19 protein-coding genes and 1 pseudogene are annotated in these 25,802 nt (G+C 48.5%); 18 read left to right on the top strand and 2 right to left on the bottom strand.

What is annotated here, in order from left to right; translation table 11 throughout:
• Window positions 1-166: 166 nt before the first annotated feature.
• On the top strand, window positions 167-919 hold the full coding sequence (locus tag BBD42_RS05665) for an SDR family NAD(P)-dependent oxidoreductase (RefSeq protein WP_099517369.1): 753 nt from the start codon (window positions 167-169) through the stop codon (window positions 917-919).
• A gap of 42 nt (window positions 920-961) precedes the next feature.
• Window positions 962-1,960, top strand: coding sequence for an NADP-dependent oxidoreductase (locus BBD42_RS05660; protein WP_099517368.1), 999 nt, complete (start codon window positions 962-964; stop codon window positions 1,958-1,960).
• Window positions 1,961-2,157: 197 nt separating this feature from the next.
• On the opposite strand, the pseudogene BBD42_RS05655 reads toward BBD42_RS05660, so the two are convergent.
• Window positions 2,158-2,343, bottom strand: a pseudogene (locus BBD42_RS05655) (RCC1-like domain-containing protein); the annotation flags it as partial.
• 243 nt (window positions 2,344-2,586) lie between these two features.
• On the opposite strand from BBD42_RS05655, the gene BBD42_RS31960 reads away from it, so the two are divergent.
• From BBD42_RS31960 to BBD42_RS05615, 8 genes are all read left to right on the top strand, one after another.
• Window positions 2,587-3,597: an S-layer homology domain-containing protein gene (locus BBD42_RS31960; protein ID WP_216364923.1), complete on the top strand. Its 1,011-nt coding sequence runs from the start codon at window positions 2,587-2,589 to the stop codon at window positions 3,595-3,597.
• 246 nt (window positions 3,598-3,843) lie between these two features.
• A complete protein-coding gene (locus tag BBD42_RS05645; RefSeq protein WP_099517367.1) occupies window positions 3,844-5,391 on the top strand; it encodes a response regulator transcription factor in 1,548 nt (515 codons plus the stop codon).
• 236 nt (window positions 5,392-5,627) lie between these two features.
• Window positions 5,628-6,602 (top strand): ABC transporter permease, encoded by a 975-nt coding sequence (locus BBD42_RS05640; RefSeq protein ID WP_099517366.1) that lies wholly within the window; start codon window positions 5,628-5,630, stop codon window positions 6,600-6,602.
• Window positions 6,603-6,619: 17 nt separating this feature from the next.
• The gene (locus tag BBD42_RS05635) at window positions 6,620-7,489 is read left to right on the top strand and encodes a carbohydrate ABC transporter permease (protein ID WP_099517365.1); all 870 of its coding nucleotides are present in this window, start codon (window positions 6,620-6,622) and stop codon (window positions 7,487-7,489) included.
• Between the two features lie 29 nt (window positions 7,490-7,518).
• Window positions 7,519-9,192, top strand: a complete 1,674-nt coding sequence (locus BBD42_RS05630; RefSeq protein ID WP_099517364.1) for a type 2 periplasmic-binding domain-containing protein — start codon at window positions 7,519-7,521, stop codon at window positions 9,190-9,192.
• A 171-nt stretch (window positions 9,193-9,363) separates the two neighbouring features.
• Window positions 9,364-11,106, top strand: a complete 1,743-nt coding sequence (locus BBD42_RS05625) for a sensor histidine kinase (protein ID WP_099517363.1) — start codon at window positions 9,364-9,366, stop codon at window positions 11,104-11,106.
• Window positions 11,107-11,110: 4 nt separating this feature from the next.
• Complete coding sequence (locus tag BBD42_RS05620) at window positions 11,111-12,406, top strand: ABC transporter substrate-binding protein (protein ID WP_237163385.1); 1,296 nt, start codon at window positions 11,111-11,113, stop codon at window positions 12,404-12,406.
• 59 nt (window positions 12,407-12,465) lie between these two features.
• Entirely contained in the window at window positions 12,466-14,037 is a 1,572-nt protein-coding gene (locus BBD42_RS05615; RefSeq protein WP_099517362.1) for an ABC-F family ATP-binding cassette domain-containing protein, read from the top strand.
• A gap of 135 nt (window positions 14,038-14,172) precedes the next feature.
• Here BBD42_RS05615 and BBD42_RS05610 read toward each other — a convergent pair whose 3' ends face one another.
• The gene (locus BBD42_RS05610; RefSeq protein WP_099517361.1) at window positions 14,173-14,826 is read right to left on the bottom strand and encodes a YfbR-like 5'-deoxynucleotidase; all 654 of its coding nucleotides are present in this window, start codon (window positions 14,824-14,826) and stop codon (window positions 14,173-14,175) included.
• A 178-nt stretch (window positions 14,827-15,004) separates the two neighbouring features.
• Here BBD42_RS05610 and BBD42_RS05605 point away from each other — a divergent pair, with 178 nt between their 5' ends.
• The 8 genes from BBD42_RS05605 (at window position 15,005) to BBD42_RS05570 (ending at window position 25,793) form a co-directional block, all read left to right on the top strand.
• Window positions 15,005-16,180: a helix-turn-helix domain-containing protein gene (locus BBD42_RS05605; protein WP_099517360.1), complete on the top strand. Its 1,176-nt coding sequence runs from the start codon at window positions 15,005-15,007 to the stop codon at window positions 16,178-16,180.
• A 41-nt stretch (window positions 16,181-16,221) separates the two neighbouring features.
• Window positions 16,222-17,262, top strand: coding sequence for an ABC transporter substrate-binding protein (locus BBD42_RS05600; protein ID WP_099517359.1), 1,041 nt, complete (start codon window positions 16,222-16,224; stop codon window positions 17,260-17,262).
• Window positions 17,262-18,068 carry an alpha/beta hydrolase gene (locus tag BBD42_RS05595; RefSeq protein ID WP_099517358.1) on the top strand — a complete coding sequence of 269 codons (807 nt, stop codon included), beginning with the start codon at window positions 17,262-17,264 and terminating at the stop codon, window positions 18,066-18,068. The genes BBD42_RS05600 and BBD42_RS05595 overlap by 1 nt, the downstream gene beginning before the upstream one ends.
• A 540-nt stretch (window positions 18,069-18,608) precedes the next feature.
• Window positions 18,609-19,580 (top strand): ABC transporter permease, encoded by a 972-nt coding sequence (locus tag BBD42_RS05590; RefSeq protein WP_481855920.1) that lies wholly within the window; start codon window positions 18,609-18,611, stop codon window positions 19,578-19,580.
• Between the two features lie 80 nt (window positions 19,581-19,660).
• Window positions 19,661-20,485, top strand: a complete 825-nt coding sequence (locus BBD42_RS05585) for a carbohydrate ABC transporter permease (RefSeq protein ID WP_481855965.1) — start codon at window positions 19,661-19,663, stop codon at window positions 20,483-20,485.
• Between the two features lie 30 nt (window positions 20,486-20,515).
• Entirely contained in the window at window positions 20,516-22,189 is a 1,674-nt protein-coding gene (locus BBD42_RS05580; protein ID WP_099517356.1) for a type 2 periplasmic-binding domain-containing protein, read from the top strand.
• Between the two features lie 123 nt (window positions 22,190-22,312).
• Window positions 22,313-24,211 (top strand): sensor histidine kinase, encoded by a 1,899-nt coding sequence (locus BBD42_RS05575; RefSeq protein WP_099517355.1) that lies wholly within the window; start codon window positions 22,313-22,315, stop codon window positions 24,209-24,211.
• The gene (locus BBD42_RS05570) at window positions 24,201-25,793 is read left to right on the top strand and encodes a response regulator (RefSeq protein ID WP_237163384.1); all 1,593 of its coding nucleotides are present in this window, start codon (window positions 24,201-24,203) and stop codon (window positions 25,791-25,793) included. The genes BBD42_RS05575 and BBD42_RS05570 overlap by 11 nt, the downstream gene beginning before the upstream one ends.
• The last annotated feature ends 9 nt before the right edge of the window (window positions 25,794-25,802 follow it).

Below are 25,802 nucleotides of genomic sequence, written 5' to 3'. Positions count from 1 at the left end.
CAATATTTTTAGTTATAAAATAATTCTTTACTGTTCGTTCTAAAATAGCTATACTAGTAGCAAGTTAGATCTAACTATTTTTTTTGCTTTAATAAGAATGATCGTTCTAAAATTGTGCTTGAAACTCATTTACAACTAATCTGCACGTTATGAAGGAGAGAATAGGATGAAGTATACCGTTATTACAGGAGCAAGCTCAGGGATTGGATATGAGACGGCATTGGCGTTTGCTGCACGTGGCAAAAACTTAATTTTGGTAGCTAGAAGATTGAATAAATTAGAAGAGCTTAAAGCGGCCATTCAGGAAATAGACCCTAGTGTAAATGTTATTGTTCAAACAAGCGACCTGTCTGTTACAGATCAGGCCTATACACTGTATAGCAAGCTAAAGGAATACGAAATTGAAACTTGGATTAACAACGCGGGGCTGGGAGAAGCCGCTTTTGTAGCAGAGCAGAATTTAGATAAAGCCCAAACGATGCTGCGTGTTAATATCGAATCCTTGACGATCCTTTCTACCCTATATGTGCGGGACTATGCCGATATCGAAGGGACTCAGTTAATTAACGTCTCATCCGCACTCGGATACGCCATTGCTGTTGGGAATGTTGCATATTCTGCATCCAAATATTATGTTAGTGCCTTCACAGAAGGGCTTGCAAAAGAACTAGAGCTGAAAGGTGCCAAACTAAAGGCAAAGGTTTTAGCACCGGCTATAACAGAAACGGAATTTCTGAAGCATTCATTGGGCACGGAAGAATTTGATTTTAAAGCCAACATGCCCAAGTACCACACGGCCAAACAAATGGCGGGCTTCATGGTGGATCTTTATGATAGCAACGCAGTGGTAGGGATTGTAGACCAGAACTATGATTTTAATCTGAGAGGCCAAATCTATCCGGTCATTTCAGAATTTTAAATTCCATTCATATATCCGTGGAACAATGGAAGAGGATGAAGCATGAAAGCGGCACAAATACAGAACTATTCGAAAGAAATCCGAGTAGAATGGAATGAAATTAACATACCGCAGATTAATAGCCATGAGGTACTTGTCAAAGTAAAAGCTGCCGGCGTGAATCCACTGGATATTCTTAATCTAAATGGCAGTGTTCGAATGATTGCTGACTATAAGTTCCCGTTAACTTTAGGGAATGAACTATCTGGCATTATTGAAGCTGTTGGCGATAAGGTGTTGAATTTTAAGGCAGGTGACCCTGTCTATTCGAGGCTGCCGCTTAATAAAATCGGTGCTTTTGCTGAATATGCGGCCGTGAATGAAGATGATTTATCCATCATGCCTGGCAATTTGTCTTTTAACGAGGCGGCTGCGGTCCCCCTTACTGCCTTGACTGCTTATCAAGCCTTGCATAATGTACTCCATGCCCAGCCGAATAAAAAGCTTTTCATTCCCGGAGGAACCGGAGGATTCGGCGCTATGGCAATTCCCATTGCCAAATCAATGGGATTATATGTGATTACAAGTGGAAGTGAAAGAGGCCAATTACGCGCACTGTCGCTCGGGGCTGATCAATTCATAAATTATCAGGCAGAAAATTATGCCGATATACTGTCCAATATCGATTATGTGATCGACACCTTGGGCAGCAAAGCGATCAAGGCTGAACTGGACATTTTAAAGCCGCAAGGGAAATTGGTATCATTGAAAGCCGGACCTAATTATCGCTTCGCGGTTGACAATCATTTTCCAATGTGGAAAAAAGCATTGTTTGGTCTAGCGGGTGCCCGCTTCGATTTTTTAGCACGTAAGAACCAGAAGGAATATCGGTTTTTATTTGTGCAAGCAAATGGCGGCCAATTACAAGAAATCACTAAACTTGTTGAAAAAGAAAATATTAAGCCCTCTATAGATTCAACTTTTACGTTTGATGACATTAACAAAGCGATGTTGAAAGTGTCGACGGGCCACTCCCAGGGCAAAGTGATTTTGACTTTTTAAATCATAAACGTAAGCGTAAAACCCTACACATGAGGTGCTGCTAACAGTAGCAGTTGCTGATTTATCTGATGATTTACATGAAAAGGACTGTAAAGCAATTGGATATTTATATAATAATGAAAGCCATGCGAGGAACATCCGCGCATGGCTTTCATTATTATAGGTATGTTTAATATTGAAAACTAATTGTCGGGTACTTGGATGCCGCACCAGCCGCTAACCTTGCATTGGCCTTCATTATTTCGGCCTACAGCGGTCACCGTCCCGTCCGCTTTAAGCCCGACAGTATGGCGATAACCCGCTGCTATCGTATCTTTGGGCCACCGTTTTCCCTGTAACGCCGGAACGATTTGCACATGGTTTCCTCCTTTAAGAAGCTTCATCCATTCAATTATAGCATGTGGAAAAAGATCTTGGTGCCGACAGTGGAGGGTATAGCTATAGGTTAGGTAAGGGCTAGCATTCACCGAGGGCTTTTCCATTTTGATCCTTTCCTATTATAGTTCTACAAGCCTAAAAAAAAATAAATGTAGACCCAGTCAAAAGTGCTTCAAAAAACTACAAGTTTTGCCGATAGATCATTTGATAGCTAAAAAAGAGATGCATGAAGGGAGAGCGGTCTATTCATGAAATTAGGAAAGCTGAGTTTACTAATATGTCTGCTTTTATGTGTGGCGAGTACAACTTTGTTCGCCGCCAGCGCGAAATCATCTGCTGATTTCACGGATTTGAAGGATTTGGATGCTGCAACGAAAGCCAAGTTCGATGCACTGATTAGTGCAGGAGTTTTCGATGGCGTTTCGGAGGGCACATTTGGGCTGAAGGAAGAGATGAATCGCGCTCAATTTGCAAAGGTAGCTGCTTTAGTTTTCGATCTGAAAGTGGATTCGGGCCTTAAAACATCGAGCTTCAATGATGTGGGGTCTGATAGTGCATCCTACGGTTACGCCTTGCCTTATATCGAAGCTATTAAAAAGGCAGGGATTACTGACGGGGTAGGCCAAGGCAGCTTTGAGCCAGCGGGTAAAGTTACGAAAGAGCAATTGGCAACGTTCCTAATCAGAGGATTGGGAAAACAAGAGGAAGCTGAGCAGACACCGGGTGTTGAAGACAATTCGGTATCGGATTGGGCTAAAGGCTATGTGGCCTATGCGCTTAGTAACAAGCTTGTGACCATTAGCGCTGACGGAACGTTTGGCGGGAAAAGCAATGCCACGCGTGAAATGCTTGCTATAACTTCCTATGAAGTAGCTGTACAGACCGGTGTTGTGGATGTTGTTATTCCTTCGCCAACGCCTACTCCAACGCCATCATCGACATCGGCTTCATCATCAACCTATAGTCCGGCGGCAACGCCGACACCTGAGCCGACGGCAACACCAACACCAGAGCAATCGGCAACGCCGACATCGGAGCCAACACCACCAATCGTTGAGCCAACACCACCAATCGTTGAGCCAACACCACCAATCGTTGTGCCGACACCACCGATCGTTGTGCCGACACCACCAATCGTTGTGCCGACACCACCGATCGTTGTGCCAACACCACCGATCATTATCCCAACACCACCGATCGTTGTGCCGACACCACCGATCATTATCCCAACACCACCGAACCCTACGGAAATTCCTTAATAAGTATTAGGGATAACGTTATAATTGGCGAGATTCACGCTGTTAATATTTAAATGCAAGTAGTAGAAAGAGCAAGGGCAGTTATAGCTGCTTTTGCTTTTTTTGCTAGTACTGTTAATTGTACATTTCTAATGGTGCTTCCAATTGCTCAAATCCCTTTCATTGCTTGACTTGTCATAGCAAGGTAAAATCTAGTATAAAGCGAGCGGCTTTAATAAGGCTAGGAACAGGGCAGGAGGAGTAGCGGTGTACAAGGTTCTCTTGGTTGATGATGAATGGCTTATTCTTGACGGCATTTCCTCCGTGATCGATTGGGCGCGGCTAGGTACACAATTAACAGGAACAGCGCAAAATGGTTTGGAAGCGTTAACAAAATTAAGGGGCAATCCGCCGGACATCGTTATTACCGACATTCGAATGCCGGGAATGGATGGCTTGCAGCTCGTAGCTGCTGTTGCATCGCAGTATCCAGAAATCTCTTTTATCATGCTGACCGGCTTCTCGGAATTTGATTATGCCAAAACGGCTATGCAGTATGGGGTGAAGCATTATTTGCTGAAGCCGTGCAGCGAGGAAAGCTTGGTGGAGGCCATCACGGAAATCGTGCAGGAGAAGCGGGAACGGGACAGCCAGGAAAGCTTCGTGCAGTCGATCAAGTATGATTTGGAGCGCGTAATGCCGCATGCCAAGGAGCATTTTCTCAAGGAGTTCGTAACGAATAAAACGTATGGCGTAAGAGAATGGCAGTATTTTGGCGACCTGTTCGGGCTGCATTTTCAAACGCAAAGCGTACGCCTGCTGCTTGTGGAAATCGAGGGCGAGCATGAGTATGAGCATCTATTTGCCGTGAAAAATATTGCCGAGGATATATTTCCTAATCCCATACTCAGCTCTACCGTAGGCCAGCATGTCCTTCTGCTCATGGAGGACGAGCTGTCCGAGGCGCAATTTTTCGAGAAAATTGACAGCATCCGCGCCACCTTCACGAAATATTATCATTTTGATCTGACCGCTGCCCTCAGCGAGCCGGGAGAGCTGGCGCAGGCGCGGCGCTTGTATACGCAGACGCTCGTCTGCTTGAACCATCGGTTTTATCTCGGTGAAGGCAGTCTTATTATGGAGCGCGACATTTCCCCATCTGGCGAAGGAGATCGCTCTGAATGGGAGTATGACCAAGAACGTTTAATGACAGCAATTAAAGCAGGGCATTGGGCAGAAGCGGAAAAAGAGCTGCAGCAAATGTTTGAAATGCTTTCTGAGCTGCGCTATGACATATCCACAACGAAATCCTATTTGATCCAGATGTACATGGAAATGATTCGGCTTTGTGGACCTTCCGAGATGAAGGCCTATATGGATAAGCTCCCGGGTTTAATCGAAACGAGCACCTTGCAGTCTTTTCAACAATATGTGATGGGCATAGCCCAAGAGATTGCTCTCCACAACTATGAGCGGAATCGATGCAGGCAGTCGCAGATGGTGCTTCATATGAAAAATATTGTCCAAAGCCGCTTCAAGGATGAATCGCTGACTTTGCAATCTATTGCCGGGGAGATTTATATGAATCCGGATTACATAAGCAAAATGTTCAAGAAGGAGACAGGGGAAAAATTTACGAACTACATGATGAGCTTTCGGATTCAAAAGGCGCTGGAGATTATCGGACAAAGCGAGGAATTTACAATAGCGGCGCTGGCCGAGGAAACGGGTTTCGGCGGCAATTCCTCTTATTTCAGCAAAATGTTTAAGAAGTATACCGGATTTTCTCCTTCGGAATATAAAAAAACGCCATAGGCTTATCGTTTATGCCGTTAATAGCATTTATATTTGTTTACACCCTGAAGTCGTCGAGATACGGCTGCAGGGTGTTTTTTGCAAATATAAGCATGTATGCGCGAGCCGTTTCACCTGGGTACATCACGGTTTTGAACATAAAACCATCGGAAATGAACATGTGAAAAGAGAAGCCGTACTTGTATATTTATAAACATAAATATTAATCGATTAACATTTAGGGCGGAGGCAGAAGGATGGAGTTGAAGCTGGAGGAAGAGCGGCAGTCGCCGCTCAAGGGGAGCGGACCTAAAACAAGCAAACTCGTTTTCCTCAAAAAGGAATGGCTGCGGAATAAATATGTATACCTTATGTTAATTCCGGTCTTAGCGTATTATTTCATTTTCCACTATGGACCGATGTACGGCTTGCTGATGGCTTTTCAGAAATCTTATAGCCCAATCAAAGGCATTTTGGAAGGAAAATGGATTGGCTTTGACAATTTCACGATGTTTTTTAACAGCTATTATTTTTGGCGAATTATTAAAAATACGTTGATCCTCAGCTTTTACAGCATTTTATTCGGCTTTCCGGCACCGATTATTTTGGCGCTGCTGCTGAATGAAGTCCGCAAAAAGTGGTTCAAAAGCACGGTGCAGACGATCAGCTACATGCCCCACTTCATTTCGGTCGTCGTTGTTGTCGGGATGCTGAAAACGTTCTCCTCGCTCGATGGCGGCTTGTTTAATGTAATTCGCAGCTTCTTCGACCTGCAGCCGATGATGTTTCTAGCGGAGAAGGATATGTTTCGGCCGATGTACATTCTTTCGAACATTTGGCAGGGGGCGGGCTGGGCCTCGATTATTTTTCTAGCGGCGCTTAGCAATATAGATCCCCAGCTCTATGAAGCGGCGAAGATGGATGGGGCTGGCAGGTGGAAGCAGCTGCTGCATATTACGCTCCCGGGCATTATGCCGACGGTTGTCATTATGCTGATTTTGCGTCTGGGTGCGGTTATGAACGCCGACTTTCAGAAAATTTTGCTCATGCAGACGGCACCGACTTACGAAACGTCAGATGTCATATCCACTTTCATTTACCGTTCCGGCATATTAGAAGGCAACTACACGTATTCGACAGCTATTGGATTAATTAACGGCATTATTAATTTCTCGCTGCTGTTAATGGCCAATGCGATTAGTAAAAAAGTGAATTCGACCAGTCTCTGGTAAACGGGAGGTGACCTACTATGAAACGCTCGTCAGGGGAACATGTTTTTGATTTTTTCAACGTGATTATGCTGTGCTGCATTATAGCTGTATCCTTTTATCCGATGCTGTATGTGCTGAATTCTTCGATTAGCGATCCAGATCAATTGCTGCGCTCAAGGTCGCTCATGCTGCTGCCCGAAGGCTTCCAGCTTGAGGCTTATAAATATGTGTTTCAAAACCCGAAAATTTATAACGGTTACTTGAACACGCTATTTTATGTCGTAGTTGGAACGCTGGTCAATTTGCTGATGACGGCTTTAGCTGCCTATGCGCTGTCCAGAATGGATTTATTCGGCCGAAAAACGTTTATGCAGCTCATTACCTTTACGATGTTTTTTGGCGGCGGCATGATCCCAAGCTTCCTGCTTATTCAGAATTTGGGGCTGGTGGATACCCGCCTGGCGATGATCATCCCTGGTGCCATCAGCACCTTCTACTTCTTGATTATGAAAACGAGCTTCGAGAGCATTCCGATAAGCTTGATCGAGTCCGCGAAGCTGGATGGAGCTAATGATTTTCTAATCTTATTTCGTATCGTCCTGCCTTTATCCAAATCGATTTTGGCGGTCATGTCGCTGTACTACGCGGTCGACCATTGGAATGATTATGTAGGTCCGATGCTGTATTTGCGAAGCCAGGAGCTGTATCCGATCCAGATTGTAATGCGGGATATTTTAATTAGCAGCAGTACGGAGTCGATGGGCGCCGGCGTGGACACGGGCTTTGCTATTGGAGAGAACATTAAATACGCCACGATCATTATTTCTACGCTGCCGATTATGCTGGTGTATCCGTTTATTCAAAAGTTTTTTGTTCAAGGCGCTTTAATCGGTGCCGTGAAACAATAAAAATCAATTATTTTTTGGAGGCGATTTGGGTGAAAAGAAAAATGGGGTTGGTCATTTTGTCCTCGGCGCTGCTTGTCGGCCTGATGTCAGCATGCTCGCAAAACAATGCGCCAAATGAAGGAACAGCAGCAGGCAGTCCGGCCAATGCAGGGGCATCCAGTCCAGCAGCCGGCGCAGAGAAACTGACGGAAATACCGCTGCCGATTACGAATGAAGCGTTCACGATTAATTATTGGCGTGCGAATGATGCGAAGCTGACCGCCTCGATGGACAACTTTGGGGAAATGGCCTCGTATAAGAAAAAAGAAGAGCTGACGGGAATCAAGGTGAAATTCACACACCCGCCGCTAGGACAGCAGAAGGATCAGTTCAACCTGCTCATTGCAACGAAGGAGCTTCCAGACGTCATCTACTATAACTGGGCGGATGCAGTAGGCGGTCCTGAGAAAATGATCGAGGACGGGCGGATCATTCGCTTGAACGAGCTGATCGACCAATACGCGCCAAATCTGAAGGGCATTATTGAATCCGATCCGGATGTGCTGAAGCAAATTGCCCTTGATGACGGCACGATCTATATGTTCCCGCTTCTGAAGCTGGATGCGCTCAAGCTGAATGCAACAACGGGCCCCATCGTGCGCAAGGACTGGCTCGACAAGCTCAATTTGAAAACGCCTACAACGATTGATGAATGGCATACGGTGCTTAAGGCGTTCAAGGAACAGGACCCGAACGGCAACGGCAAGCAGGATGAGCTTCCGTTTACGGGCAACTGGGGACCGGGAAATTTGACGAAGCTGCATGATTTTTCTCCAGCCTTCGGAGTCATTGGCGGCTTCCAAATGAAGGGCGGAAAAGTGGCTTTCGGGCCAATCGAGCCTGAATACAAAAGTTTCCTGGAGACGATGGCAGCCTGGTATAAAGAAGGGCTGATTGATCCGGAAATTATGACGAATGACGGCAAAGCTTTTGACTATAAAATTACGAATAATTTAGCCGGCTCCTACTTGGGCGGTGTGTTCAGCGGCATGGGCAAATACTTCAACCTGATGAGGGATAGCGATCCGAATTTTAATCTGACAGGTGCGCCATGGCCGGTATCGCCGGATGGCAATGCCTATGCGACCTTCAATATGAACAATAAGGTGCTGACTTATGGCGAAGCGATCACATCAAGCGCCGATGAAGACAAGCTGAAATATATCGTGCAATGGATGGATTTTAATTACAGCGCGCAAGGCAGCGACTTGTTCAACTTTGGCATCGAGGGCGAGAGCTATGAGAAGGACGGCGATGCTATCAAGTTCACGGGCCTCATCACTGATAATCCGAACGGCTTGACCTATGATCAGGCGCTGGCTTCTTATGCGTTATCGATTATGGATGGCCCAATCAATCAGGACAGCAAATATTTGGACGCCCTGTTGTTCGATCAAGGCCAGCGGGATGCCAACGCGGAGTGGATGAAAGCGAGCTCCGAGCTGACGCTTCCTCCTATCCGCCTGACGCTGGACGAAGCAAGCACGGTCACTTCCATTATGAGCCAAGTCAATACGTACTTGAACGAGACGATGACAGCGATCATTAATGGGCAGAAGCCGATTGCCGAGTTCGATAAAATGGTAGAGACGATTAAGAGCATGGGCATTGACCAAGCTGTGGAAATGCACCAAGCGGCATACGAAAGATACCAAACGAAATAAGCGGCAGCGTGAAAAATGCATAAACGGATGAAGGCTGCTGTATGGGGCGTAAAGCGCCCCAAAGCAGCCTTTTCTTTGTGAAAATAGAGCTCCGGGTTCCCCTAGTGTATCTGGTTTTTGCCGAGTATGTTATATCTAGTGTATGACCTATGCAAAGGAGCGCTCTGTATAATGGCGGTATATCGGAATCTGAGCATCAAGCGAAAAATGTTTCTCATGGTCTTTCTGATCATGACCCTTATTATTACGATTGCTTACAGCTCCTTATATTATGCCTATTCGATTTATGACAGACAGCTATATGACAAATCCTATCGGCTCTTGAATTTATCGTCCACCACGATAGATATGGAGCTGAAGAAGCTGGAATCGATGTCGCTCACCATTATTTCAGATTCACAAATTCAGCGAGGATTAAAGGATTTGCTTCAGGATGATGCGGAATATGCCGGTTACATAACCCGCAAGAAGATAACCGATCAACTGTGGGCGCATATTAGCAATGCTGAACGTTATGTGCAATCTGTTCATCTTATCGACTCCAAACAGCGGGTCAGCAAATATGGAGAGTCCCCATCCTTCTCGGAGGAAAAATATGCCCGCATGATTAAAGAAGCGGTGGCGGGAAAAGGCGAAGTCCGCTGGCTTTACCCGGATGCTTCCGACCCTATGCTCATTATGGTCAGGGAGGTGCGGGCGTATGAGCCATTGACGCTGGAGCCCGTCGGCATATTATTTTTGCGGATTAATATTGAGAGACTAGTGGAGGACTATGCGGGCACGGCGAGTCAGAGTAGTGATATTTTGCTTAAATCAGGGAAGGATGTCGTCTATCCGTACGGGCAAATGCCAGAAGGCGTGGCTGTTGCCTTTCAGCCGCTAAAGGCGGGAGACGGCTACGAGATCAAGAAGGTCAATAAGGAGACAACCTTTCTGTCGCAGAAAAAATCCTCTTATACCGGATGGATGTATTACAATATCGTCCCGTACAATCATATTTTTGAAACGGTCGTGTGGCTGAAAAATTCGCTCGTTATTGTCTATAGCCTGACCTTTATTGTCGTTGTTGCCATCGGGATGGCCTTTGCCCGCAGCTTGACGAGGCCCATTCGCCAGTTAATCAGCCAGATGAAGGAGGTACAGTATGGCGACCTGGACAGCATGGATGCCAGCATGTCCGCACCTGCATTTCAGCAAATGGATGAAGTAGGGCTGCTGCAGCGAACGTATCGAATGATGATTACTCGCATTAATACGCTGATTAAAGAAAATTACGCCAACCAGCTTATCATTAAGGAAACGGAGTTCAAGGCGCTGCAGGCGCAGATCAATCCTCATTTTTTGTATAATGCGCTCGATTCAATCCATTGGCTGGCCAAAAAAAATGCGCAGCAGCAAATATCCAGCATGGTCGTCTCGCTAGGTTATTTGCTGCGCTCCTCGATCAGCTTAAAGCAAAATGTGATTACCGTTGCCGAAGAGCTTGAAACGGTGAAGCATTACATTACGATTCAAAAATACCGATTTCAAAATCGGCTGGATTTTCATATGGATGTGCCTGTCTCCTGTTATGCCGCTGCCATCCCTAAGCTTACTTTGCAGCCTCTATTGGAAAATGCCGTGCAATACGGTTTGGAGCCTATGATTGAGCCCTGTACGATCCGGCTTTATGCGGAGTGGGGGGAAGGGAAGCTCGCGCTTATTGTCGAGGACGGCGGGCCGGGCATGGAGGAAGCTTATGTGCAGCGTGTGCTGAGCGGAGAGGCGGAAACACGGGGGAACGGCATTGGCATTTTGAATATTAAAAACCGGATCAAGCTCGCTTTCGGCGAAAGCTATGGGCTAGGAATTGACAGCCGGGCGGGGGGCGGAACGAAAGTCAGCGTCCTTATTCCGTGTGTGCAGGAGGATTAAGCAGATGATGCGAACGATCATCCGAATTGGCATAATGCTTGGCTTGCTAGCTGCGCTTTGGGGCTGCATCCCCGGGCAGTCCGACCCATTAAACAAGCTTAAGGAGGAGCCGATTACGCTTCGCATCGCTTGGTGGGGCAATGAATTTCGCAACAATGCAACGATCGAGGTTATCCATATGTATGAAGAGCTAAATCCGCATATTAACATTGAATTTGAATATAGCGCTTTCAATGAATATTGGAGAAAGCTCGCGCCGTACGCGGCGGGCAATGCGCTGCCGGACATCATTCAGATGGACATTTCGTATTTGTCCCAGTACAGCTCGCTTGATTTGCTGGAGAATTTGGAGCCGTATATTCGAAGCGGCATCATAGATGCGTCCTCCATCAGCGAGAGCCATCTGTCCAGCGGGAAATGGGGAGGCCAATTATACGGCATGAATTTGGGCGTCAACGCTCTATTTGCTGTATATGACCCAGAGGTTTTCAAGGCCAGCGGCATAGAGCCGCCCACCGCCTCGTGGACCTGGGAGGATTTTGACCAGATGGGAGAGCAGCTCAAGGGCACAGGCGTTTATTTAGGAACGGTGTTTACGCCGGAGCAGTTTTTTGCTTATTTTCTTAGACAGCATGGCTTTGCCTTGTTTGCAGAAGATGGCACTAGTCTAGGTTATGAGGATGACAAGCTGTTTATCGACTATTTTGGACGAATGCAAAGGCTCGCGAAGGATAAACTGATATTTTCGCCCGATATTTGGACGTCGGATATTAATAAATCGGACGCAGACCCTTTTTATAAAGGGGAGGCTTTATTAGGCTGGGGCTATTCCAATCAGTTCATCAACATCGTGGAGCATTACGGCAAACAGCTGGCTATCGTGCCGCTGCCTGGGCCAAACAGCAAGCAAGGGTTATTTTTGAAGCCGGGCATGTTTTTCTCGATTTCCAAAAATTCAAAAAATAAAGAAGAGGCCGCGAAATTTATCAGCTTCTTCGTCAATAATTTGGAGGCAAACAAGCTGCTGCAGGGAGAGAGGGGCGTGCCCGTATCCTCCCGGTTAAAGGAGCAGCTGAAGCCGTTCGTTAAGCCGGAGCTTGCGCAAATCTTTGAATATCTCGATTGGGTGGAGAAAAATAGCAGTCCCATGGACCCGCCAGACCCGGTCGGAACGGCAGAAGTGACCGTGGTGCTGCGTGATCTGCATGACCTGCTGCTATTTGGCAAAATAACGCCCGAGGCGGCGGCGGCTGAATTTCGGGCGAAGGCAGGCGAAATATTGGCGCGCAACAAAAAATAAACAATATCTAATGTTATAATGGCTAGTAGACTTACTGACGGAGCTAGAAGGGTGATAGCATGAGTGTAATTCGGTTGGAAAATGTGACGAAGAAATATGAAGAGGCCATGATTTTTCGCGATATTTATTTTCGCGTGAGCCAAGGGGAGCGAATTGGCCTCATTGGGCAAAATGGAGCCGGGAAGTCGACGGTATTCAAGCTCATTATGGGCAAGGAAGAGCCGACAAGCGGCAAAGTAGAAATAGATCCAAAGGTGAAGATCGGGTATTTCTCGCAATTTTCAGAAATGCGCGGTAGTCTGTCTGTCCAGCAAGAGCTGGAAATGTGCTTCGAGCAGGTTGCTCTGATTGAGCGCGAACTGCAAGCGGTTGGGGAAAAGCTGGGCTTGGTATCGGATGATGGCGAAATGAATGAGCTGCTGGCAAGGCAGGCGGAGCTGTTCGAGCAAATGGACCATTTGGACGGCTGGAACGTTTCCGTCGAGATCAACACCGTTCTGACGAAGCTGGGTTTCAACGATCGTTCACGCCATCAGCCGATTGATGAGCTGTCTGGCGGCTGGAGAAACCGTGCGGCTTTAGCGAAAATGCTAATTGAGCTGCCGGATGTTGTATTGCTTGACGAGCCGACAAACTACTTGGATATGGAAGGCATTGCATGGCTGGAGCAGTGGCTTTACCGGTTTAATGGCGCCATGATTCTGATCTCGCATGATCGGCAGTTTATCGACAAGGTCGTCACGCAAATTATCGAGATTGAAAATTATCATTTTCAGCCATACGATGGCAATTATACGGACTATATTCGCAAGAAGAAGCTTCGCAAGAAGGAGCTGGACCGCCAGTTCGAGTGGGAGGAAGAGCTGCTGCTCATGGAGTCGGAAGCGATCGACAGCCGCGCCAGCAAAAAATCGTCCAAAGACCGGTTATCCCGCAAATTGGCTGATAATAAGAAGCGGGCCCAGCCGAATCCGGTGAACGTGCTGATTACGGATATTTACGAGAAGCTGCGTTTTCCGGACAAGCTGTGCGAGGTTAAGCAAATCGGGCAAAGCTATGAGGAACGCGCTATTTTTCAGAACGTCAGCTTTGACATTCAGAAGGAGGATCGCCTCGTCATCGTTGGCCCGAACGGAAGCGGGAAGTCCACGCTGATCAAGGTGCTGACGGGGCAGGAGAAGCCTGAATCCGGCGAGGTCACCTGGGAAAAAGGGGTCAGCTGCGCGTATTTCAACCGGATGTGGGAGGAGCTTGATCCTAAGGATACGGTGAGCCACGCCGTCAATACGTATGGGCTAGGGCTTGATGCCCCGCGAAAAAAGGTGAATAAATTTCTGTCGATGCTGCAATTTTCCGAGATGGATTTAAGCAAAGTGATTGGCAGCCTTTCCGGCGGCCAAATGGCCCGGGTTGCATTGGCGAAATGCCTGCTTTCGGGTGCAGCCGTCATCATATTGGATGAACCAACGAATCATTTGGATCTAACGAGCATACAGGTGATGGAGCAGGCGCTGATTCATTTTCCCGGTGCTGTCGTGACCGTAAGCCATGATCGGTTTTTTATTGATAAAATCGGTACGAAGATGCTGGTGTTCGATCCGGAATCAGGAATTACCCAGCAAAATTTATAGCAGCGAATGGGCTGAAAAAGTTCAAAAAAAACGGTACTTCATCAAAAGATGGAGTGCCGTTTTTTTTGAAATATAGGAAAGGATATCTCACGCAATCCTTTCTCTATATTTCTCGGACTGAAACACGCCGCGCCGCTAAAGAACGGCGACGGCTGTTTCACCTTGCGCCAGTGCTTCTTCAGTTATTTTGCGTATATCGATGGGGGAGAGGGTGCCTTCATGGATAATATCTGGCAGGATGTGCTCGAGGAAATACTTCACGCAGTGGAGGTTGATATTTTTGATTTTAATTAGCGCATAACGATACATGACGATAAATTCCTTCTCGGTATTGCCGCGCTGGAGCTCAGCGAATGCCTCGTAGACCTGATCCATTTTATCAGCAACTTCCAAAATAAGCCCTTCTACCGAATGGTCTTTGCCCTCGCGCAGCTGTCTGCGGAAAATAGCCTGAAATTCCTCAGGAATATTGTCCTGAATAAAATGCTCGACCATGCCATCTTCTACCTGCTGCAGCATCGAACGCAGTTCAAGGGAATAATGCTTGACGGGCGTCTTAATGTCTCCGATAAAAATTTCTCCATAATCATGGCTGCTCGTAATTTCATAAAGCTTCTTCCAATCAATCGTGACGCCGTACTGCTCCTCGATATCGGCAAGCGTCTTGGCGTACTGGACAACTTTCCAGGAGTGAGCCGACACGCTGTGCTCTTCGAACTTGAATTTTCCAGGAGTACGGATAATGCGTTCCAAGTCGTTTAGTGATCTAAAGTACGTATGAATGCCCATAAGTGCCATCATCCTTTATTTAGTTGAGTATGATTCGACTATACGCCAGTTATGTCAACTCAGGATTAACGCCGTGTGACGCTCAGGTCAATTTTCAAATCCATTGATAGCGATTCTCAATGTTGCTATACTGAGAGGATAAGCTGGACAAGGCTCGAAAGCATGAAACGGAGGCAGCATGGACGATAATCAACCCCCAAAGACGGATTTATTAAGCATTCGCCGCTTTATGGAGCAGCATTTCAATGAGCCGATATCTGTGGGACAGCTGGCAGAGATGGCCCATATAAGCCCTAAATATTTTGTGGATTTGTTTAGAAAAACATATGGGCAAAGCGCCATAGATTATTTGACCGACCTGCGCATCAACCGGGCAAAAAAATATTTAACGGAGACGGGTTACCGTCTGCGGGAAATTGCCCACAAGGTAGGCTACAGTGATGAATTTTACTTCAGCCGCAAGTTTAAGAAAGAGGTTGGCGTATCCCCCTCCGTCTTTGCGGCCCGTCCCAGACAACGCATTGCGGTATGTTCTCCTTCGCTCATAGGGCAGCTGCTGGCGCTGGGCATGATTCCGGTTGCCGCGCCGCTCGATTCAAAGTGGACGCCTTATTATTATAATGTGTACCAGATGAGCATTCAGGTGCATATGCGCTATGGGGATTTGCAGCGGCATGAGGAATGGGACAAGCTGACGAAGGTCCGTCCCGACGCCATCGTAGGCTTCGATCATTTGCACGAAGAAGAGAAGCAGAAGCTGGGCAGCATTGCCCCTGCCCTATTCATTGATAAAGGGCAGAAGAATTGGCGAGAGCAGCTTCGTCAAATAGCCTCTTTTTTAAAAGGCGAGCAGCAGGCGGAGAAATGGATTGATGGTTATGGGCAGAAGCTGGAATCGGCCCGGACGAGCATCAAACATGCCGTGCAGGAGGATACCTTTGCCGTATTGCGGATATATGGGAAACAGGTGCATGCCTACTGCAACCAAGCTATTTTTGAGCTGCTGTATAAGGAGCTGCAATTGTCTCCGGCCTATGAGCAGAATTCGTTGTACAATGTGGAGCTAACACTGGAGCAGCTCAGCCATCTTGATCCAGACCGCTTGCTGATAGTCGTATGCCCTGAGGCAGAGTCGCGCTCGTACTGGCTAGCTCTTCAGCATAACAAGGAGTGGAGGGCGCTTAAAGCGGTTCGCAATCATTTTGTCTATCTGGTGCCTTCGGACCCGTGGTTCGAATACTCAGCTATAGCGATGAATCGGATGCTGGACGAGATGCTGCTGCTCCTAACCGGATATTGTCCAAAGGCAGGAACGGATAAAGTCCATGGAGACTGCATAGGGCATCCTTTATAATTCTTCTTAGTGAGAATTGTTATCATAGGAGGGTATTGCGAATGTTTCAGAAGTACAGTTTTTTGCGAAAAAGGTTAAAAGCAAGCGGGCTCTCGCTGCTCATTATAGGAATGGCGCTTAGCCTGCTGAGCGCTTGTGGCTCCACGAAAGCCGAAAACCCAGCTGAGCCAAGCCAGACAGCAGCTGCTGTAGAAGAAAGCCAGGCTCCCGAGGCCAGCGAGGCCCCTGAGGCTTCAGTGGAAGTATCAGCGACGAAGACGGTAACGGATGAGCAAGGGCATGAACTCGTTATACCAGCCAAGCCATTAAAGGTATTTGCCCCCTATATGGAGGATTCTCTGCTAAGCTTGGGCGTAACGCCTATTGCCCAATGGGGGAATAGCGGGAAAGGCCAAGCCTACTTGCAGGATCGGCTTAAGGGTGTGCCGACTGTCGAGTTTTCTGGAGGGCGTCCGCCTTCCCCAGAGCAAATTATGGATTTTGAGCCTGATCTGATTATTTTGCATACGGCCCATTATGCCGACGACGGCATCTATGAGCAGTATTCCAAAATTGCGCCTACTTACGTTTTCGTCAATGCGGCTGGCGATTTAAACAGCTCGATAACGAAGCTGGGAGAGCTGCTTGGCAAACCTGCCGAGGCGAAGCAGGCGCTGGGCGATTATGAACAGAAGAAGGAAGAAGCCAAGGCCAAGCTCGCTCCAGTTGCTGATGGGAAAAAGGCGGTTTTGATTAATTTTAATGCCAAAGGAATGTACCTGATTGGCGGCAACTATTTTGGCGGTTATGTCCTTTCGCATGAGCTGGGCATAGGAAAGAGCAAGCTGGTTGAAGAGAAAAACAGCGTGGATGCCTCGCTCGAAATTCTTCCTGAGCTGGATGCCGATTTTATTTTTACGATCGACTACGCGGGCTCAGGCGCAGCCAACATTAAGGAGCTGACCGACAATGCGATTTGGCGAAGCATGCCTGCGGTCAAAGCGGGCCATGTTTACGCGGTGAGCGATGAGTACTGGACAGGCGGCGGTCTAATCGCATACAGCAAAATTATTGATGATATCGTTCGGTTTCTAGCGCCATAATGAAAAGCGAAGCTAAGGGGCATTATACGGTTGGAAGCAGCGAGAGAGTTGTGTATGCAAGCCACAGGCAGCTGGAATACCGCATTCGGATAGCTGTGCCGAAGGAGGCGCCTCCGGAGAAGGGCTACCCGATCATTTATGCAACGGATGGGGATGCGGTGTTCGGCACGTTCGCCGAGGCTGCCCGCTTGCAAACGCGCAAGCCGCATGGCTATGACCCCGTCATTATCGTAGGCATCGGCTATCCATCCGGTGAACCGTTCGATATGACCCGGCGCTGCTATGATTTCACGACACCTGCCAAGCTCGAAAATTTGCCTGCCCGGCCGAATGGCCAGCCATGGCCGGAGCATGGAGGAGCTGATTGCTTTCTCGATTTTTTGGAGACGGAGCTGAAGCCGGCGCTGGAGCAGGAATTTCCCATAGACAAGGAGCGGCAGACGATTTTCGGACATTCGCTGGGGGGCCTGCTCGTCCTCCATGCCTTATTCAGCCGCCCTCAGTCCTTTCAGCGCTTTGCTGCGGGAAGCCCGTCCATATGGTGGAACAAGCATGCGGTGCTGGAGGAGCAAGCCGCATTCGCAGCATGGCTCGTACAGGCCGATCACCCGCCTAAGCTGTTGATTACCATTGGCGCGGAGGAACTGCCGGATATGGTGAAGGACTCCGAGCAGTTGGCGGACAGTTTGAAGCCGCTCCAAGCCAGCGGATTCCATGCCGCAATCGCCAAATTTCCCGAGGAGAGCCACGTTAGCGTGCTGCCGGGAGCGATAAGCCGGGTCATTAAATTTGCCTTATCCGGCTAGCGGATTGTTACTGACACCCCACAGCTCAGGTCGCTCACTCCTTTTCTGCAGGACTGAGGTTCCGCTATTCTGGCTTTTGCTACGATATCAGGCCGTAAGCGGACAGGAAAGCCGCTATGGCTCTCATCATCCCGTCAAAATGGCCATTTGCAGCGCATTAGCTGCTGCTGAGTCCGCTGCCTATGCCATAACACGTGATTCTGTTGAAATAGCGGCTGCTGTGTCCACCAAAACTAGCTTAAAGCAGAGAGCCTCCCTGAAACGAAAAGCATGAAGCCGCCTATCGGTTCGTATTACACATTCATGAGGTGTGAACTTCCATTTGCATACACGCCCTAGTTAATTGAAAATAGATCATTACATTTTGACCGGTCCATGCGCATAAGCATGGGCCTGTTTGTTTTACAGGCAATCCGAAAAAAGGACCCCCTAATACGAAATTTGAAGCCTTACCGGAACGGAAGCTGCCGTCTACAATGGATAAAGAAGGCATTTCAGTCTATAGAGCAAGATTCCAACGTAGTATGGGGGATTTATAAGGTGAAAATACGGCACGAAGCACAATCAGCGGCAGCGCTTGCTGCAAGCACGAGAGCGGCCAAGCGCAGCAGATGGTTCAGGAAGCTGTACGGCCAGAGGCATGTGCAGGTGATGGCGCTGCTTGGCATTTTATGGATGATTATTTTTAATTATGTTCCGATGTACGGCATCATCATAGCGTTCAAAGAATTTAATATCGTCAAGCCGATCAGCGCGGCGCCTTGGGTAGGCTGGTCGCATTTTCAAGAATTTTTCCAAGACGAGAGCTTCGTCAATGTCATGCGCAATACGCTGGGCATCAGCTTGATCAAGCTGGCGATCGGTTTTCCGCTGCCGATTATATTCGCCTTGTTTTTGAACGAGGTGCGCTCGGTGCTGTTCAAAAGGTCGGTGCAGACGATATCCTATTTGCCGCATTTTCTATCGTGGGTTATTCTTGGCGGCATCCTGACGACATGGCTGTCGGATGTCGGCATCGTTAACCATGTGCTGCTGGCGCTTAACGTCATTAAGGAACCGATCTCGTATCTTGCAGAGCCGGATTATTTCTGGGGCATTATTATTACCTCGGACATATGGAAGGAGCTTGGCTGGTCCGCCATTATTTATTTGGCCGCGATTTCGAGCGTGTCGCCTGAAATGTACGAGGCGGCTACGATTGACGGTGCAGGCCGCTTTCAGAAAATGTGGTACGTTACACTGCCAAGCATCAAAGCAACGATTTCGATTTTGTTCATTCTGGCGGTCAGCGGCGTGCTGAACTCCAACTTTGATCAAATTCTGGTGCTGAGAAACGCATTAAATGAAAGCGCAAGCAATGTGATTGATATGTTCGTCTACCAGACGGGCATGCAGCAGGGACGGTATTCCTATGCCACCGCAGTCGGCTTGTTCAAATCCGTTATCGCCCTTATTTTGCTGCTCATCGCCAATCGTGTAACGAAAAAAATCAATAACACATCGTTGTTTTAGGAAGGAGGCGACTGGCTTTGCTCAGCTTGAAACGAAAAACAAAGGGAGAAGCAGCATTCGACTTCTTTAACGGCTTCGGCATGCTGCTCGTGTGCTTTGCGACCTTGTATCCCATCTGGTACGTCCTCGTAAATGCATTCAATGAAGGACAGGACGGCATGCGCGGCGGCATATACTGGTGGCCGCGCATGTTCAGCGTGGAAAGCTTTGAGGCGGTATTCCAGAGCGCGGGCATTATGACGGCAATGGGCATTACGGTAGCCAAAACAGTGCTTGGCGTGCTGCTGCATGTTTTTTTCACCGCGATGGTAGCCTATGCATTTTCCCGCAGGGGACTTATTGGCGGCAAAATTTACATTTTAATAGGCACGGTCACCTTGTTTTTCGGCGGCGGCCTGATTCCTACTTATTTGCTAATTAGAGATTTGCATTTGCTGGACAATTTTCTCGTGTATATTATTCCAGCGTTGTTCAGCTTCTTCGACCTTATTATATTCATGACCTTCTTCCGGGAAATTCCGGATGGACTGGAGGAAGCGGCGAAAATCGACGGAGCGAATGACTGGGGCATTTTCCTCAAGGTGGTGCTGCCGGTATCGCTGCCGGTCATTGCGACGATTGCGCTGTTCCATGGGGTGTATCAGTGGAATGACTATTTTGCCGGCGTCATTTATATGAACAATATGGATTTGCAGCCGATCCAAACGTATTTGTACCGGGTAGTGGCACAGTCCAGCTCGAATCAGATGGTTGCCGCCATTCCGGGAGGCGTTGGCAAAACCGTTACCTCACAGTCGATCAAGCTGGCGACGATGGTCGTTACGACGCTGCCGATTGTGCTGGTTTATCCGTTCCTGCAAAAGTATTTTGTCAAAGGCATGATGATTGGCTCCATTAAGGGCTAGTCTACTCAAATAGAAAAGGGGAAAATAAACATGGTTAAACAACCTGCAATTAAACGTTTGCTGGTGCTGCCGCTTGCCGCTGCACTCGTATTTACAGCAGCCTGCTCATCAAACAGCAGTACGAACGAGGGCGCAACGAATGGGGGCGCGTCTCCAACTGCTGCTGCTGAGGTGAAGCTGACGCAGGAGGATAAAGGCTGGGAAGTGGATAAAAGCCCGATTACGTTCGACTGGTATATTAATTTCGCGTGGTTTCCTAATAAGTGGGGCGTAGATGACACATCCAAGTATATTACGGAGAAAACAGGCGTAGATATTAACTTCATCGTCCCTGCCGGCAATGAGGCGGAAAAGATGAATACGATGATCGCCTCCGGCAGCCTGCCTGATTTCATTACGCTCGGCTGGTATGAGGATGCTGTCAAAAAAATGATAGAAGGCGAGCTGGTGCTCCCGCTTAATGAGCTGGCTGACCAATATGACCCTTACTTCTATAAGGTGACCGACCCGGCAAAGCTCGCCTGGTACAAGCAAGAGGATGGCCATATTTATGGGTATCCGAACGCCTCCTCCTCGCCGAAGGATTACGAGAAGTTTGGCGACAGCATCACCTCTACGCAGACGTTCCTCGTACGCAAGGATATGTATGAGGCTATCGGCAGCCCGGATATGCGGACAACGGAAGGTTTCCTTCAAGCGTTGGCTGATGCAAAAGCGAAATTTCCCGACATTAACGGCCAGCCGTTAATTCCGCTGGGCATGTATGATTTTAATGAGAAGGGCAACAGCTCGCTGCAAGCTTATATTCAAAATTTCTTGGCTATTCCTTATGAAAAAGATGGGCAGCTGTATGATCGCGACACGGACGCAGAATATGTAAAGTGGCTCAAGACGATGCGCCAAGCGAATGAAAACGGCCTGCTCTCGAAAGACATATTCATCGACAAGCGTCCGCAAATGGAGGAGAAAATTGCCCAAGGCCGCTACTTTGCGATGCTGTATGCGAGGTCTGATCTGGCCAACCAGCAAAATGCGCTATTTGCAAACGATCCTAACTCCATTTATATTGCGGTGGATGGGCCAGCTAATGCTGCGCAGGATCAAGCAACGCTTGCAGGGCCATCCATTTCCGGCTGGACCGTTACCCTCATCTCCAAAAATGTGAAGGATAAAACAAGAGCGATCCGCTTCCTGGACTACCTCATTTCGGAAGAGGGCCAGCGGGATATGTTTTTCGGCAAGCAGGGCGTAACCTGGGATACAATAGACGGGAAAGACCAATTTTTACCTGACGTATTGGAGCTGCTTAATTCCGACCGTGGGGCCTTCGATAAAAAATATGGCGCCTCCCATACGTTCTGGATGCTGATGGATACGAATTTGACGCCGGAATGGTCGCCGCCAGCTGTCGAGCCATTCAAGCAGATGGAAGACTGGACGCGCGGCAAAGCGCTCAGCCTGTCGCAATTTGACCAGCTTGACCCGACGGGGGCATCCGAGGAAGGCATTATGAAGACGAAGCTGGACCATGAATTTGGCAAGGCGCTTCCGAGGCTGCTGCTTGCGAAGTCGGATGCCGAATTCGACAGCTTGTGGCAGGAGTATTTGAGCAAGCGCGATGCTCTTGGCTTTGGCACCGTTCAGGCCTATAAGCAGAAAAAATATGAAGAGAACGTTGCAAAGCTGGCAGAATTCATTAACTAATACAGGCCAGACCCGGGCATACATCCCGGCATCAGGTGCGCCAAATCCATTATGGACTGGCGCGCTTTTTGCCGCCTGCAAGCAAGTCAGGGGGCTGGGCCGCGAGATGGAAGTGAGCCTAACGTGGGAAGGCAAATCCGGAATTATTTTCAGGCGACGGCTTATTGGCTGGGCAGAAGATCGATGCAAAGCCGTCTGGTCGCCGCGTATGTTTTTATATTGCTGTTTCCAAGCATTGTGGTGTCCAATTATTTGTTTGGGGAAATTAGAGACAGCCATATTAATGAGACGCTTCGGCAGGGGCAGTATTTAGTGGAGCTGGAAAAGGTAAATATTTTGAATCAAATTGATGCGATGGAGCTGGCAGCCCAGCTTACGATATTAAGCGCGGATATAACCGAGTATATATCTACACACAAGGAATTTTCGACGGAGGAGCTGCTGGATTTATACCGGGGGCCGCTGACCGACGTCATCAATATTCAAACGAACAATCCGAACATCGCCCATTTGCGCCTGTTTGCAGACAATGATTATATATCGGAAATGTGGCCGATTGTGTTTCATGAGCGGCGTATTCAGAAGGAGCCTTGGTATTCAGAGCTTGCGGAGCTGGATGGCAAGGAGCTGTGGGTGTTTAAGGAGGAGGACGCCGATATTTTGCACCGGAATGTGACGGATGTGCACAATCAGATGCCCAAGGTTTCCCTTATGCGGGTCGTCCGGGCAGGGAGCGAACGAATCGGCGTTATTCAGGTGGAAATGCTGCTGAAGCATTTTGCGCCTAAAGCCTTTGCAAGCTTGCAGGATGAGGGCTCGCAGATGATGCTGGCCGACAGCAAGGGAAGCATCGTGCTCGATGAGCTCCAAGCCTTCGCGGGCAAGGGCAGCAATCCGAAGCTGCGCGCAGCCATTAAGGAGCAGTTCGCCGCAATGAAGGAGCTTGGGCAGCAGGAGATACGTTTTTCCGTAGACGATCATCCTTATTTGCTCATTCGTACGCCCGTAGAGCAAGCGGAAGCAGAGCTGCTTCATGTCATTTCCTTGGAGTCGGTGTATGAACGCGTATCTAATGGGCAATTTCGAATTATGGCCGTTAATGTGGGGCTCATTGGCTTGCTGTCTATTATTACGTATATGATGAATGCTATTATTCTCAAAAATTTGCGGCGCTTAACCGATGCGATGAAGAAAGTCAGGCGGGGAGAGACGCCGGCGGGGCTTCCTCTCAGCGGAGGCGGGGAAATCGGCGAGCTGGCGTTCCATTTTAACAAAATGATGCAAACGATTAATGAACTGATTGCCCAAGGCGTGAGGAAGAAGGCGCTGACGAAGGAAGCCGAGCTGCGGACGCTGCACAGCCAGATTGATTCCCACTTCTTGTACAATACGCTGGAAAATATAAAAATGCTGGCCGAAATTGAAAATCAGCGCCTCATCTCTGACTCGCTTACGTCGCTGGGCGGCATGATGCGCTACAACTTTAAGTGGTCTGGCGAATATGTGCGCTTGCAGGATGAAATTCGCCATATTCAAAACTATATCGACGTCATGAATATTCGCTTCGACGAGCCCGTCGTCCTTGAACGGAGCATCGAGCCGGGCTTGCTGGAAGTAGAGATGCTAAAAATGTCCCTGCAGCCGATTGTTGAAAATGCGCTTAAGCATGCCTGGCCAGAGCTGGGAGAGGAGCAGCGCCTCATCCAGATTGCCGCATTCGAGCAGGCGGAGGGCGTAATCGTCATTACGCTGCGCGATAATGGCGAAGGAATCGCTCCGGAGCCGCTTGCGCTGCTGAATGAACGCATTCAGCTGGAACGGGCGGGCGAGCGCCTGATGGACGAATATGAACGAAGCGCCAAGCCGTTGTACGGCATAGGGCTGCGCAATGTGCACCAACGCATCCGCATTTATTACGGCAAGCCCTATGGGCTGCAGGTGCGCAGCGAGGAAGGCCAGTTCACTGAAGTAATGTTGACGCTGCCCAAGGTGCTGATTGCAGGAGGAGGGGATGACGATTAAGAAGCTGCTGATCGTGGATGACGAGAAAAATATAAGAATCGGCCTGAAAACGATGATCGAGCGTGAGTTTCCGAATGACTACCATATTCGGCTAGCCATTCATGGAGAGGATGCGTTGGCGCAATATGAGAGCGAGCAGGCGGATATCGTCATTACGGACATTCGTATGCCGGTGATGGATGGCATTGAGCTGATCAAGCAAGTGATGCAGCAGCCGGAGGAGGAGCGCAAGCCTGTTTTTATTATTTTGAGCGGCTATGATGAGTTTACGTATGCGAAGGCGGCGATTGAGTACCAGGTCAGAGATTATATTTTGAAGCCGATTCGCCGGGATGAGCTGTTCGAGGCGCTGCGCAAGAGCGAAAGTATTTTGCAGGCACAGGCAGAGCTTGCTCGCAAAACAGCAGAGGGCGACAAATACCGCGAGCAGGTTCGAATGAGCCGCCTGAAAGAGTGGCTCATTCAAGGTGAGCTGCTGCATGGGCAGGAGGAGGAGCTGCGTCCTGATAATGATATGCCCTTCGAATCAATCACCTTGCCATGCCATGTAGCTGTTCTGAGCTATAAATCCGAGAATGGGGAAGCGGTGAACCGCAATGAGCGGGGGCAGCTCATCGAGAGTATGCTGGAGCAGCTTGGAGGGACGGTCGATGCTTCTTTTGTGGATGGCGGGGGAAGGCTTGTCCTAATTGGAGGGCAAGCTGCGCAGTTCCACGAGCTGCTGAGGCTAACTGGCGGCAAGGAGCTGGAAGGGCTGCGTTTGGGACTAAGCTCAGAGGCGGCCAGGCTTGAGGATTTGCGCAGCTGCTATAAGCAGGCAGAGGAAGCGCTGCACTATTCCTTTCTTTATCCCAGCAGCCGCCTGCTCCAGCATCAGGATATTTGCGCGCCGCAGCGCCGCATGCATCCGCTGCCGGATGAAGACATTCGCAAGCTTGGCAATATGCTGGGCACCGAGCGGGAGAAAGAGCTGCAAGCGCTGCTTAAAGCCATTTTTCGAATCGAGGAATTGGCTGATATAGATATCGGTTATTTGCGCCAGGTGGGCAAACGAATGAATGAGCAGGTGCTCGATGAAGTGTTCCGCCTATACGGAGAAGCGTCTATTGACGTGCTGAAGCTGTATCGCAGAGTCGGCAGCATGGACAATTTTCGCAGCTTTCACGACTATTACCGCAGCTTGGAGCATCTATTATACAGCGTAAATGAATATGTGAAAGGCATCCGCTCTGCCTATAACGAGCATGCGGAAATTAACTCGGCTATCGCTTATATGGAGATGAACTACGCCCGGCCGCTCAATATGGCGGTTGTCAGCAATTATGTCGGCCTCAATTATTCTTATTTCAGCGAGGCGTTTAAGGCACATACAGGAGAAAGCTTTGTCTTGTTTTTGAAAAAGCTGCGTATCCGCAAAGGTAAGGAGCTGCTGGAGAGCACAAGCGATAAAATGCAGGATATCGGAAGCGCTTTAGGCTTCGAGAGCAGCAAGCAATTTACGCGCGTGTTCAAGGAGCTGGAGGGGATTTCTCCGCAGGAATATCGGCTTAAGGTTAAAGCTGCTGCCAGCTTGAGCGAATAAACGATATAA

Source organism: Paenibacillus sp. BIHB 4019 (assembly GCF_002741035.1).
In the GTDB taxonomy this organism is placed as follows: Bacteria; Bacillota; Bacilli; order Paenibacillales; family Paenibacillaceae; genus Pristimantibacillus.
This window is presented reverse-complemented; position numbering and strand designations above follow the sequence as displayed.

Bases quoted from the DNA above. Each gene is read 5' to 3' on its own strand.
- BBD42_RS05595 (WP_099517358.1), top strand. From the start codon at position 17,262: ATGAAAAGCGAAGCTAAGGGGCATTATACGGTTGGAAGCAGCGAGAGA.
- BBD42_RS05610 (WP_099517361.1), bottom strand. From the start codon at position 14,826: ATGGGCATTCATACGTACTTTAGATCACTAAACGACTTGGAACGCATT.
- BBD42_RS05640 (WP_099517366.1), top strand. From the start codon at position 5,628: ATGGAGTTGAAGCTGGAGGAAGAGCGGCAGTCGCCGCTCAAGGGGAGC.
- BBD42_RS05635 (WP_099517365.1), top strand. From the start codon at position 6,620: ATGAAACGCTCGTCAGGGGAACATGTTTTTGATTTTTTCAACGTGATT.
- BBD42_RS05665 (WP_099517369.1), top strand. From the start codon at position 167: ATGAAGTATACCGTTATTACAGGAGCAAGCTCAGGGATTGGATATGAG.
- BBD42_RS05615 (WP_099517362.1), top strand. From the start codon at position 12,466: ATGAGTGTAATTCGGTTGGAAAATGTGACGAAGAAATATGAAGAGGCC.
- BBD42_RS05580 (WP_099517356.1), top strand. From the start codon at position 20,516: ATGGTTAAACAACCTGCAATTAAACGTTTGCTGGTGCTGCCGCTTGCC.
- BBD42_RS31960 (WP_216364923.1), top strand. From the start codon at position 2,587: ATGAAATTAGGAAAGCTGAGTTTACTAATATGTCTGCTTTTATGTGTG.
- BBD42_RS05620 (WP_237163385.1), top strand. From the start codon at position 11,111: ATGATGCGAACGATCATCCGAATTGGCATAATGCTTGGCTTGCTAGCT.
- BBD42_RS05625 (WP_099517363.1), top strand. From the start codon at position 9,364: ATGGCGGTATATCGGAATCTGAGCATCAAGCGAAAAATGTTTCTCATG.
- BBD42_RS05585 (WP_481855965.1), top strand. From the start codon at position 19,661: ATGCTGCTCGTGTGCTTTGCGACCTTGTATCCCATCTGGTACGTCCTC.
- BBD42_RS05605 (WP_099517360.1), top strand. From the start codon at position 15,005: ATGGACGATAATCAACCCCCAAAGACGGATTTATTAAGCATTCGCCGC.
- BBD42_RS05660 (WP_099517368.1), top strand. From the start codon at position 962: ATGAAAGCGGCACAAATACAGAACTATTCGAAAGAAATCCGAGTAGAA.
- BBD42_RS05570 (WP_237163384.1), top strand. From the start codon at position 24,201: ATGACGATTAAGAAGCTGCTGATCGTGGATGACGAGAAAAATATAAGA.
- BBD42_RS05600 (WP_099517359.1), top strand. From the start codon at position 16,222: ATGTTTCAGAAGTACAGTTTTTTGCGAAAAAGGTTAAAAGCAAGCGGG.